Here is a 12,765-nt window from a genome sequence, read left to right as displayed (position 1 = left end):
ACAGAATACGTGATAATACAATCAGATTTTGTATTTATGTAGTGAATTATCAAATATTTTGTAGATAAAACAAAGATAAAATCCCCATTAAATTCCCTCTATGGCGATTATAAAGTTTCTGACAAATATTTTCAATATTTTCAGAAAACATTGTTGAATTGTGATATATTCGTATGCTAACTATGAAATTTTTACAAATATATTAAAAACATTACATAATATGACTAAATATTGAAAAAATATTGAATTTTTAATAAAATTCAATTTGTAATACATATTATTTATTAGGGGAGGAAATAAGGGATGAACAAGAAACCGTTCAAAGTTTTATCATCGATCGCTTTGACAGCTGTATTAGGTCTTTCATTCGGAGCAGGTGGTCAGTCTGCATATGCTGAAACGCCTGTTAATAAGACAGCTACGAGCCCAGTTGATGATCATTTAATTCCGGAAGAACGTTTAGCAGATGCTCTAAAAAAACGTGGGGTAATTGATTCGAAGGCTTCAGAGACAGAAACAAAGAAAGCTGTCGAAAAATACGTAGAGAACAAAAAGGGTGAAAATCCTGGGAAAGAAGTATCAAATGGGGACCCACTTACGAAAGAAGCATCGGATTTTTTAAAGAAAGTGAAAGATGCAAAAGCAGATACGAAAGAAAAGTTAGATAAACCTGCGACAGGAACACCTGCAGCGACAGGGCCAGTTAAGGGTGGTCTAAATGGTAAAGTACCAACATCTCCAGCAAAGCAAAAAGCGTACAACGGTGATGTTCGTAAAGATAAAGTACTCGTTCTACTTGTAGAGTACGCTGACTTTAAACATAACAATATCGATAAAGAACCTGGTTATATGTATTCGGAAGACTTTAACAAAGAACATTATGAAAAAATGTTATTCGGTAATGAGCCATTCACATTAGATGATGGAAGTAAAATTGAAACATTTAAACAATATTATGAAGAGCAATCTGGCGGTAGTTATACAGTAGACGGAACAGTTACAAAATGGTTAACAGTTCCTGGGAAAGCTGCTGATTACGGTGCGGATGCTGCAAGCGGCGGTCATGATAATAAAGGACCAAAAGGACCACGTGATTTAGTAAAAGATGCATTAAAAGCAGCTGTAGATAGCGGTATTGATTTATCAGAGTTCGACCAATTCGATCAATACGATGTAAATGGCGATGGAAATCAAAATCAACCCGACGGTTTAATCGATCACTTAATGATTATTCATGCAGGTGTTGGACAAGAAGCAGGCGGTGGTAAATTAGGTGATGATGCAATTTGGTCACATCGCTGGACTGTTGGACCGAAACCATTCCCAATCGAAGGCACACAAGCGAAAGTTCCGTATTGGGGAGGAAAGATGGCTGCATTTGACTACACAATTGAGCCAGAAGATGGCGCAGTTGGTGTATTCGCACATGAATACGGTCATGATTTAGGTCTTCCAGATGAGTATGATACACAATATAGCGGTCAAGGTGAGCCGATTGAATCTTGGTCTATTATGAGTGGCGGTAGCTGGGCTGGTAAAATTGCAGGAACAACGCCAACAAGTTTCTCACCGCAAAATAAAGAGTTTTTCCAAAAAACAATCGGTGGTAACTGGGCAAATATCGTAGAAGTAGATTACGAGAAATTAAATAAAGGTATTGGTCTAGCAACATATTTAGACCAAAGTGTTACGAAATCTAACCGTCCAGGTATGATTCGTGTAAACTTACCTGATAAAGATGTAAAAACAATTGCCCCAGCATTTGGTAAACAGTATTACTACAGCACAAAAGGTGACGATCTTCATACGAAGATGGAAACACCACTGTTCGATTTAACGAATGCAACGACTGCAAAATTTGATTTCAAATCATTATATGAAATTGAAGCAGAGTATGACTTCCTTGAAGTACATGCTGTAACAGAAGATGGTAAACAAACGTTAATTGAAAGACTTGGTGAGAAAGCTAATAGTGGAAATGCAGATTCGACAAATGGAAAATGGATTGACAAATCATATGACTTAAGCCAATTCAAAGGTAAGAAAGTAAAATTAACATTTGATTACATTACTGATGGTGGTTTAGCATTAAATGGATTTGCGCTTGATAATGCTTCATTAACAGTAGATGGTAAAGTAGTATTCTCTGATGATGCAGAAGGGACACCACAATTAAAATTAGACGGCTTCGTTGTATCTAACGGAACTGAGAAGAAAAAACATAACTATTATGTAGAGTGGAGAAACTATGCTGGTGCAGATAACGCATTGAAATTTGCACGCGGTCCAGTATTTAACACTGGTATGGTTGTATGGTATGCGGATTCAGCTTACACAGATAACTGGGTTGGCGTACATCCAGGACACGGTTTCCTTGGCGTAGTTGATTCTCACCCAGAAGCAATTGTAGGAACTTTAAATGGTAAACCGACAGTTAAGAGTAGTACACGATTCCAAATTGCTGATGCGGCGTTCTCATTCGACAAAACACCAGCTTGGAAAGTTGTATCTCCAACGCGTGGAACATTTACGTATGATGGCTTAGCGGGTGTACCGAAGTTTGATGATTCAAAAACATATATTAATCAACAGATTCCAGATGCAGGACGTATTTTACCGAACCTTGGCCTGAAGTTTGAAGTAGTAGGACAAGCTGATGATAATTCTGCAGGTGCTGTTCGTTTATATCGTTAATACAGTAAAACTACCGAGAGATTTTCTTTCGGTAGTTTTTTTGTGAGCAATGAATTTTATATACAAAAAGAAATTATATATAATGTAACTTTACGAATAGAAATTTATTATATATGAAGTCTATATAAATAATGAAAGAATTGGATAAAAATAGTGGGAGAAGGTGAATGAATGAGTGTTTCTTCTATTGTAAATAAACAAAAGGAATATTTTTATAATGGCCATACGAGAAGTGTAGAAGTGAGAAAGAATAATTTGAAGAAGCTTTATGAAGGCATTCAGCGTTTTGAAGAAGAAATATTTCAGGCGTTAAAATTAGATTTAAATAAGTCAGTTCATGAGTCATTTACAACGGAAGTGGGATATGTATTAAAAGAAATCTCTTTTCAATTGAAGCATATTTCATCGTGGAGTAAACCGAAGCGTGTTCGAACAGCACTTACTCATTTTGGATCAAAGGGGAAAGTAGTGCCTGAACCGTACGGTGTGACACTTATTATTGCACCGTGGAACTATCCGTTTCAATTAGCAATTGCACCGCTTGTAGGAGCTCTAGCAGCTGGAAATACAATCGTTTTAAAACCGTCGGAGTTAACGCCAAACGTTTCCAAAGTGATTACAAGGATGTTAGAGGATTTATTCCAAGAAGAGCTTGTAGCGGTAGTAGAAGGCGGCGTTGAAGAGAGTACAGCTTTGCTGAAAGAACCATTTGATTATATTTTCTTCACAGGTAGTGTGGGCGTTGGGAAAGTTGTCATGGAAGCAGCAGCAAAACAGTTGACGCCGCTTACGTTAGAACTTGGCGGGAAAAGTCCATGTATTGTACATAAAGATGCGAAAGTAGATGTAACGGCAAGAAGGATTGTGTGGGGAAAGTTTTTAAATGCAGGGCAAACGTGTGTAGCGCCTGATTATATGTATGTGCATGCTTCCGTGAAAGAACAGTTAATTGAAGCGTTGCGACATGAAATTGAGGAGCAGTATGGAAAAGAGCCACTGCACAATGATAATTATGTAAGAATTGTGAGTGAGCGTCATTTTGAACGTTTATGTACGTTTTTGAAAGATGGTAAAACTGTAATTGGCGGGAACCATAAAAAAGAGACTTTACATATAGAACCAACAGTGTTAACTAATGTTACATGGAAAAGTTCCGTTATGGAAGATGAAATTTTTGGTCCGATTTTACCAATCATAGAGTATGACAATATAGAAGATGTAATTGGCACAATCCAGCAACATCCGAAGCCGTTAGCGTTATATGTATTTTCTGAAGATAAAGAGGTACAAAAGAAAGTGACGAGTAATATTTCATATGGCGGAGGCTGTATTAATGATGTCGTCTATCATCTTGCAACGCCATATTTACCTTTTGGTGGCGTCGGAAGTAGTGGATTAGGGAGTTATCATGGGGAAGAAAGTTTTCGGACTTTTTCACATTATAAAAGCATTTTAGCCCAATCTACGGCATTCGATATGAAAATTCGCTACTCTTCTACAAAAAGTGCTTTAAAATTCATACGAAAGTTGTTAAAATGATGATGGTGTTTATCAGTAGGCGTAGCCGTATGATAAAAGCCCCTTCGCAATGGAAGGGGTTTTTCTGTTCGACATTATGTATCATGCGAAAATGAATCAAACATACTACATAAAGAATAGAAGTGAACGCTTGCTAAATAACCATTTTTGTTTGGATCGAAACAAAAAATAGTCTATAGAACATAAATATGTATTCATGAATATAAAAATTTAAATTTGAGGTAGATAGGACGGGAAAATGAAAAAGATTATTAAAGTTGAAGCAGTAGAAAAACATTTTGGAAATCAAGTGATTATCCCACCGCTTTCTTTAGATATTAAAGAAGGGGAATTTTTAACGATTTTAGGGCCGAGTGGTTGCGGGAAAACGACGTTACTTCGTATGATCGCAGGGTTTGAAACACCAACTAAAGGGAATCTTTTGTTAGATGATGAAAAGATTAACGATTTGCCACCATATAAGCGTCATATGAACTTAGTGTTTCAACACTATGCGTTATTCCCACATATGAATGTGGAGAAAAATATTTGTTTCGGTATGAAAATGCAGAAAGTACCGGCAGCAGAGCAAAAAGAGCGTGCTGAAGAGGCAATGCGTTTAACGCAGTTACTTGAGTTCCGTAATCGTAAACCTGCAAAGCTTTCTGGTGGACAGCAGCAGCGTGTAGCAATTGCGAGAGCGATTGTAAATAACCCGCGTGTATTATTACTAGACGAGCCACTTGGAGCATTAGACTTTAAGTTAAGAAAAGACTTGCAACGTGAATTGAAAAACTTACAACGTAATTTAGGAATTACGTTCATATACGTAACGCACGACCAAGAAGAAGCGATGAGCATGAGTGATCGTATCGTTGTTATGAATAAAGGCCATATTGAACAAATCGGAACGCCGAAAGAAATTTATAATAAGCCGAAAACGTTGTTCGTTGCGACATTTATCGGTGAAAATAATATTGTGAAAAACGGGGAAGGCTATGTAGCAATTCGCCCTGAAAATGTAAAAGTGCGTTCGGTTGAAGAGCAGATTTTAAAAGAATACCACCTTGGACATATTGAAGACATTGAGTTTGTTGGAAATATGGAAAAGCTTTATGTACGTGATGAGAAAACATCAGAATTACTAATGGCATATCAAACTGCTGAAGAAGCAGCGCAGTGGAGCATTGGAGATAATGTATACGTAGGCTGGGAGCAAGAGGACGAGGTGACCTTAAATTGAAAAAAGGGAAATTACTCGCACTACCTACAGTCGCGTGGCTGTTAATATTCTTCCTAATTCCCCTTCTGTTTGTATTGGCATTTGCCTTCATGCAGCGCGGAGCATATGGGACAGTGGAAATGCAATTTACATTAGAGAACATAGCACGTGTATTTGACCCATTATATATGGGGACGTTATGGGAAACAGTGAAAATTGCGGTTATCACGACAGTAATATGTTTACTGATCGGTTATCCATTTGCATATACAATTACAATTGTTGATCGTAAATATCGTTCCATTCTTTTATTATTGGCAACGATCCCGTTTTGGATTAACTTCCTTGTTCGTTCTTACGCATGGATTGTTATTTTACGTTCACAAGGTCTTGTAAACACATTGCTATTGAAGCTAGGTATTATTAGTGAGCCTTTAAATTTATTATATAATACACCTTCTGTAATACTTGGGATGGTATATTCTTTATTACCATTTATGATTTTACCAGTGTATGCAGCGATTGAGCAGCTTGATAAGCGTAAGCTAGAAGCAGCTTATGATTTAGGAGCAACACCAGTAAAAGCATTTTGGAATGTTACAGTACCAATGACGATGTCAGGGATTGCTACCGGTTCTATTTTAGTGTTTGTTTCTTCTATCGGAATGTTTGTTGTATCAGACGTTATGGGTGGATCAAAAGTAGCATTAATCGGAAACGTAATTCAAAATCAATTCTTAGGAGCGCGTGATTGGCCGTTTGGATCTGCGTTATCTATGATTGTTGTTCTATTCTCTGTTCTGTTAATTTACTTATATTATCGTGCAACGAAAGTATATAAATATGATGGGAACGGAGGGGAATAGGCAAAGATGAAGAAGTTTTTAGTTTCTTATTCTTGGTTAATTTTATTGTTCTTGTATTTTCCAATGATGGTTTTAATGGTGTATTCCTTCAATGATTCTCGCATTAATGCGGAATGGGAAGGATTCACATTCCATTGGTATACAGATTTATTTCAAAAACAAGATGTTATTGATGCGTTTGTAAATAGTATGACGATTGCGGTCGTAACGACGATTGTAACGACTGTTCTTGGTGTGATTTTCGCAATTGCATTACATCGTTATAAATATCGTTATGAAGGTGCTATTAATGGTCTTGTGTATTTACCAATTTTAATTCCTGATATTTTAATGGGATTATCTTTACTTATTTTATTTAGTCAATTAGGTATGGAACTTGGTAAAACAACAATTATTATTGCACACATTACATTTAGTATTTCATTTGTTGTCGTTATTTTAGCAGCACGTCTTTCTGGTATGGGACGTGATTTAGAAGAGGCTGCGAATGATTTAGGAGCAACGCCGTGGCAAACGTTTCGTTTTGTAACGTTCCCAGCGATTGCACCTGGAGTTATTTCGGCTGCATTATTAACATTCACATTATCAATTGATGATTTTGTAATTAGTTTCTTCGTATCAGGACCAGGATCAACAACATTGCCATTATACATTTACAGTATGGTTAAGCGCGGAGTATCACCAGAAATTAATGCACTTTCTACAATTTTAATTGTGGCTATCGTAGGATTAATGGTTCTATCTGAAATCTTCCGTAACAAAGGTGCAGATGGTGAAGAAAACTCTGGAGGACACCTTCCTTTATAATACGAACGATATAGAAAGTACGAGGAGGTAATAAAACCGATGAAATTAATGAAAAGATTAGCCGGCGCAGCAATTAGCTTTAGCCTTGTTGCTGGTGTACTTGCTGGTTGTGGTGAAAAAAAAGAAGAGTTAAACATTTATAGCTGGGCTGACAATTTTGATGAGCAAGTGCTAAGAGATTTTGAAAAGAAATATAACGTGAAAATTAACTATGATAAGTATGCAAGTAATGAAGAAATGCTTGCGAAATTACAAGCAGGTGGCGCGAAGTATGATTTAATTCAGCCGTCGGATTATATGGTTAAAACGATGGCGAAAATGGATTTATTAGCGCCGTTAGATAAAAAGAATATCCCAAATATCGAAAACATGGTTTCTAATTTCAAAACACCTGCGTTTGATCCAGAGAATAAATATTCTTTAGTATATACTTGGGGCGTAACAGGTATTGCATACAATAAAAAGTATGTGAAGGAAGCACCTACAAGCTGGGCTGACTTATGGAATGAGAAATATAAAGGGCATGTAACTTTATTAAATGATTCTCGTGAAGTGTTAGGAATGGGTCTTAAGAAGCATGGATTCTCAAACAGCACGAAAGACGATGCACAGTTAAAGACAGCAGCAACTGATTTACAGAAGCTACTTCCAAACTTATTAGCATTTGATACAGATAATATTAAACAAAAATTCATTACAGAAGATGCTTGGATTGGAACAGTTTGGTCTGGGGATGCAGCATTTATCGCAAAAGATAATAAAGATGTAGAGTACGTTGTACCAAAAGAAGGCGGCACAATTTGGGCTGATACGTTAGCAATTCCAAAAGGTGCAAAAAACAAAGAGCTTGCAGAGAAGTTTATGAACTACTTATTAGATGAAAAAGTAAGTGTGAAAAACTACGAGTCAATTGGATACAGTAATCCAAATGAAAAAGCTCACCCTCTTCATAGTAAAGAATATCGTGATAACCACATGATCTTCTTAACGAAAGAAGAATTAGATCGTACAGAATGGCTTGTTGATGTAGACGATAAGCTAAAAGACTACGACCGTTACTGGACAGAGTTAAAAACAAAAGGTAAATAAGTAAGAAAATGCGGTTTCTACAGTAGAAATCGCATTTTTTCATAGTAGGAGGAAATCGTTTGAAGAAGTTGCATCAATATGAGGTAATGTGTATCGGTTTATTATTTGCTGTATTTGGCATTGTTGCTTGGCGAGTACATGCTGGCGGCGTTACAGTGATGGATACATATGTCCGAGGGGTAGTAAAAGGGTTACAAACAGAAAGTTCGCTTACATTTTTCTCACACTATACAAAATTAGGTTCTGCCATTGGGATTGTAACTGTGCTTATTATAAGTTTACTTGTTTTTTGGAGAAAACGTTATTATGCTGCGATGATTGTATATCCAATGGGCATTTTAACAACACATCTTGTGAATAAAGGGATAAAAGAAATTATGAAAAGGGATCGTCCGTCGTTAAATGAAACGTTGGATGCGCTTGGATATAGTTTCCCTAGTGGGCATGCAATGTTATCTATTATGACATTTGGATTTCTTACTTATATCATTGTGGCAAATTTGAAGAGTGTGATCGGAAAATATGTAATAACGCTTTTCATGGGAATAGTAATCGTATCGATTGGATTAAGTAGAGTCATTTTAAATGTACATTATCCAACTGATATTTTAGCAGGTTATTGTGTAGGTGGTATTTTGTTAATTATGGCGATTTATTGCCATCGTTTACTTACCGAGAGATTGGGACTTAATAAAGAGAGATAAAAAGACGTCTGGAAAAACTATCATTATAGTGTTTCCAGACGTTTTTTGTTTGCATGAAGATGTGATACATTATAAGTAACAATTGAATGATGTAAAGTAGGTGAAAATGTGTGAAAACAAATGTACATAAAGTAGATAAGTGGGGAAAATTAGGAGCTTTTTTGTATCAGTTTCGTTATACAGTAATAGTAGCATTACTATTGGTTGCGATAGCGCTCGGTATTTTCGCTCCAAAGCTACCGGGAGTATTAGGTGGTGACGGTTTCCAAACAGAAGGGGACTATCAAAAAACGAAAGAAATTTTAGATAAAGATTTTCAGAGGTCTCAAGATACGCTCCTACTCGTTTTTGAAAAAAATAAAGGTGTTTCACATGAGGAATTTAAAAAGCAGTTAGAGGAAATTTTAAAGAATGTTCAAGAGAAAGAGACATATGAATCTTTCCATCATCCAGTGCAAAATAAAGAAATGTTACAAGATGATATCGGCTATGCGACAATTTTATTTTCCGGGAAAACCAATAAAGAACGAATGGAAAAGACATTACAATTTGCTGATAAAATTGAAAAGGAAAGTAATACAGCATTAAAAGTAACACCTACAGGGTTTCCGAAAATTAATAAAGAGATTAATGAAAGAACGCAAAATGATTTAAAAGTGGCAGAGATGATTGGGTTACCAATTGCATTTCTCGTATTACTATTTTCATTCGGTAGCCTTTTGGCATCTATTTTACCAATTGTAAATGGGGCACTTAGTGTTATTAGTACGATGGGCATATTATATTTTATAGGTAGTGATAAGGAACTATCTATCTTTGTGCTAAATGTTGCACCGATGATCGGACTTGCGTTATCTATTGATTTTGCGCTATTATTTGTAAATCGTTTTCGAGAGGAAGTTGCAAAGCGAACGGTAAAAGAAGCAATAGCAATTACATATCAGACAGCAGGGCGGGCAATCGTATTTTCAGGATTATGTGTATTCGTTGGCCTATCCGGTTTGTTTTTCTTTAAAATCGATTATATTCAGTCTGTCGCAATTAGTGGAATGATTGTTGTGATTATGAGTATTGTATTCTCGCTCACACTTCTTCCAGCGTTATTATCATTAATTGGTAAACGAATATTAAAAAAGAATCAAGTAGCACATACGCCGGCAAAGGCATGGCGTACATTTGCACAATTTGTAATGAAACATCCAATTGCGATGATTATTGTTGTTACAACATTTATTGTGATTTGTTTATTACCATTACGTACAGCTAATTTACAGTTCCCTGACGTAGAAGCTTTACCTAAACAAAGTGATACAAGAATTGCATATGAGAAGTACGAAGAGGCATTTAATAAAACTGCAAAAACACATGCTGATGTTACGTTAGTGGTAGAGACGAAAAAAGATATGAAAGAAAAAGAAAGTTTACAAAAGGTAGAAGAAGTCGTTCAAAAGTTAAAAGATGATAAGAAAGTATATGAAGTAAGAAGTTTATACGACAGTTTAAATGGAATGAAATCAGAGCAAGTTGCGGGGATGTTACAGTCGCCAGAAGCTGCTAAAATAGCTCCGGTATTTGAATCGTATACGAAAGGAAATAAGACAACAATCGAAGTCTTTTTACATACAAAACCACGTATAGAAATTGCGAAACAGTGGGTGCGTGATTTTAAACAAAATTATAAAGAAACGAACGTTACATATTATCTAGGCGGAATGACGACGTTCCAACAAGAGTTAGAAGATGAAATTAAAGATAAAGTTGCAATTGGTATGTCTGTTATATTTGGATCGACTTTTGTTATATTATTATTTGCATTTCGATCTATACTCATTCCAATTAAGGCGATTATTATGAATATACTTAGTTTAAGCGCAACAATTGGAATTGTTGTTTGGTTATTCGAAGGTGGTCATTTTGGTTTAGAAGCAAGTCCAGTTCTATTTGTTTTACCAATTTTCATTTTCGGCCTCGTCTTTGGGCTTAGCATGGATTATGAAGTCTTTCTTATTTCGCGTATCCATGAACTGTATGAAGAAACAGGGGATAACGATCAGGCGACGTTAGAAGGACTTGTTTCAACAAGTAGAATTATTACGTCAGCCGCTTTAATTATGATTGTTGTAACTGGTGCGTTTGCTTTTACTGATATTTTACCAGTACGACAAATGGGGCTTGGCGTTGCATTAGCGATATTTCTTGATGCAACAATTATTCGTCTTATGCTCGTACCAAGTTTAATGAAATTGTTTGGAGACTGGAACTGGTGGTTACCATTTCGAAAGAAAAAAGAAAAATCATCGTAAAAAATACTCATCTTATAGATGAGTATTTTTTTATGAATAGCAAGACCTACATTTTGCAAATAGTATGTGATAAGAACATTACATATAAGTAGGTGAAGGCAATGTTTCGTTATTTTAAATTTAAGCTAAATGATACAGTACAGTTTGCAGAAAACGATGGGCATATGTATCGCATTGTCGGTTATCGGTTAGAAAAAGGATTTTATCCAAAAGATGAATGGACTCATATTATTTATGAATTGCTTAGAGATTTTGATGGGTATACGATGGATGCGGAAGAAGAGGAACTTGTAAAGGTCATTCAAGTAGAGGATGAGTATTACAAAATACAAGAAGTATCGGGCTATCGTTATCCGGTAAAAATGAAGCAAAAACAACAAGTGATGAAAGTAGAAAAGATGGATGACTTATTAGATACGTATAACGATTATAAGAGGTTGGCGGATTTCTTTAAAGATTTATCATATGAACAAAAAGCGGAAGAAGTGTTGCAGGAAATGAGAAGGCGTAGAGCATGAGGGGCAGTCTATTATAAGACTGTCCTCTATTTTTGACGGTGCATCAAATTGTATTTTCCGTTACAATGAGAGAATCAATAGAAATAAGGTGATACAGTATGGAAACGAAGAAGAAGGGCGAATGGTGCGAAATGACTGTGCCAGCGAAATGGAATGGTATAAGCATTGAGTCGTTATTAAAAATAGAATGGGAAATACCGAAAAAGTTGTTACATCAGCTTCGTATGGAAAAAGGTGTTACCGTTAATGGGGAACAGAGAAGATGGAATGAGCTTTTAAAAGAAGGCGATAAGTTGCAAGTTCATATGTTTATGGAGGAAGAATACGATGTAGAGCCTGAATATGGTGAATTACATGTAGTATATGAAGACGATCATGTACTCATTGTAAATAAGCCTGAGAAGATGGATACGCATCCTTCTGAAAAAGGCGGGATGGGAACACTTGCAAACCTTGTTGCCTTTCATTTTCAAATGCAAGGTTTAGAGACGAAGGTTCGTCATATTCATCGGTTAGATAAAGATACGACAGGTGGTGTCGTGTTTGCGAAGCATAGAATTGCTGGTGCAATTATGGATCGTTTATTAATGGAACGAAAAATTAAAAGAACATATGCGGCTCTTGTAGAAGGCAAGGTGAAAAAAAAGCAAGGAACAATTGATGCGGCTATCGGAAGAGATCGCCATCATGCGACGAGACGACGTGTTTCTCCAAAGGGAGATCAAGCAATTACCTATTATAAAGTAGAGGAGTATTTTAAAAAACAAAATGTTACGCTCGTAACGTTACAATTGGAAACTGGTAGAACCCATCAAATTCGTGTTCATATGAGCTATAATGGTAATCCGTTAGTTGGGGATGTATTATATGGTGGAGAAACGAAATATATGTCTAGGCAAGCGTTACATGCAATGACGATAAACTTTTTACATCCAATTACGAAAGAAGAGATTGAAGTGGATGTACCATTTCCTACAAAATTAAATGATACAATGAAAGAATTTCAAAGAGTGAATGCGTAAAGTGTAAGTTTAAAGTTGAGAA

General features: G+C 36.1%; 10 protein-coding genes. All 10 read left to right on the top strand.

Going from position 1 to position 12,765, the window contains the following annotated elements:
• Nucleotides 1-303: 303 nt before the first annotated feature.
• The 10 genes from inhA1 to PDQ40_RS16540 all read left to right on the top strand — a co-directional run bounded on the left by inhA1 (nucleotide 304) and on the right by PDQ40_RS16540 (nucleotide 12,743).
• Nucleotides 304-2,694 carry a M6 family metalloprotease immune inhibitor InhA1 gene (gene inhA1, locus PDQ40_RS16585; protein WP_001035920.1) on the top strand — a complete coding sequence of 797 codons (2,391 nt, stop codon included), beginning with the start codon at nucleotides 304-306 and terminating at the stop codon, nucleotides 2,692-2,694.
• A gap of 171 nt (nucleotides 2,695-2,865) precedes the next feature.
• Nucleotides 2,866-4,233 (top strand): aldehyde dehydrogenase, encoded by a 1,368-nt coding sequence (locus PDQ40_RS16580; RefSeq protein WP_000116809.1) that lies wholly within the window; start codon nucleotides 2,866-2,868, stop codon nucleotides 4,231-4,233.
• 238 nt (nucleotides 4,234-4,471) lie between these two features.
• A complete protein-coding gene (gene potA / locus PDQ40_RS16575; RefSeq protein ID WP_000720320.1) occupies nucleotides 4,472-5,455 on the top strand; it encodes a spermidine/putrescine ABC transporter ATP-binding protein PotA in 984 nt (327 codons plus the stop codon).
• The gene (gene potB / locus PDQ40_RS16570; RefSeq protein WP_000715494.1) at nucleotides 5,452-6,300 is read left to right on the top strand and encodes a spermidine/putrescine ABC transporter permease PotB; all 849 of its coding nucleotides are present in this window, start codon (nucleotides 5,452-5,454) and stop codon (nucleotides 6,298-6,300) included. Before potA ends, potB begins: the two co-directional genes overlap by 4 nt.
• A 6-nt stretch (nucleotides 6,301-6,306) precedes the next feature.
• The gene (gene potC / locus PDQ40_RS16565; protein ID WP_000714204.1) at nucleotides 6,307-7,107 is read left to right on the top strand and encodes a spermidine/putrescine ABC transporter permease PotC; all 801 of its coding nucleotides are present in this window, start codon (nucleotides 6,307-6,309) and stop codon (nucleotides 7,105-7,107) included.
• A gap of 39 nt (nucleotides 7,108-7,146) precedes the next feature.
• Nucleotides 7,147-8,196 (top strand): spermidine/putrescine ABC transporter substrate-binding protein PotD, encoded by a 1,050-nt coding sequence (potD, locus tag PDQ40_RS16560; RefSeq protein WP_000772498.1) that lies wholly within the window; start codon nucleotides 7,147-7,149, stop codon nucleotides 8,194-8,196.
• An 86-nt stretch (nucleotides 8,197-8,282) separates the two neighbouring features.
• Entirely contained in the window at nucleotides 8,283-8,900 is a 618-nt protein-coding gene (locus PDQ40_RS16555) for a phosphatase PAP2 family protein (RefSeq protein WP_001996991.1), read from the top strand.
• 110 nt (nucleotides 8,901-9,010) lie between these two features.
• Nucleotides 9,011-11,203 (top strand): MMPL family transporter, encoded by a 2,193-nt coding sequence (locus tag PDQ40_RS16550; RefSeq protein WP_270691506.1) that lies wholly within the window; start codon nucleotides 9,011-9,013, stop codon nucleotides 11,201-11,203.
• A gap of 101 nt (nucleotides 11,204-11,304) precedes the next feature.
• Nucleotides 11,305-11,721, top strand: a complete 417-nt coding sequence (locus tag PDQ40_RS16545; RefSeq protein ID WP_000490297.1) for a hypothetical protein — start codon at nucleotides 11,305-11,307, stop codon at nucleotides 11,719-11,721.
• 98 nt (nucleotides 11,722-11,819) lie between these two features.
• Entirely contained in the window at nucleotides 11,820-12,743 is a 924-nt protein-coding gene (locus PDQ40_RS16540; protein ID WP_074542076.1) for an RluA family pseudouridine synthase, read from the top strand.
• Nucleotides 12,744-12,765 lie beyond the last annotated feature (22 nt).

The organism is Bacillus cereus group sp. Bc061 (assembly GCF_027715825.1).
GTDB lineage: Bacteria > Bacillota > Bacilli > Bacillales > Bacillaceae_G > Bacillus_A > Bacillus_A paranthracis.
The sequence above is the reverse complement of the archived record's forward strand: the minus strand, read 5'-3'. Positions and strand labels throughout refer to the sequence as shown.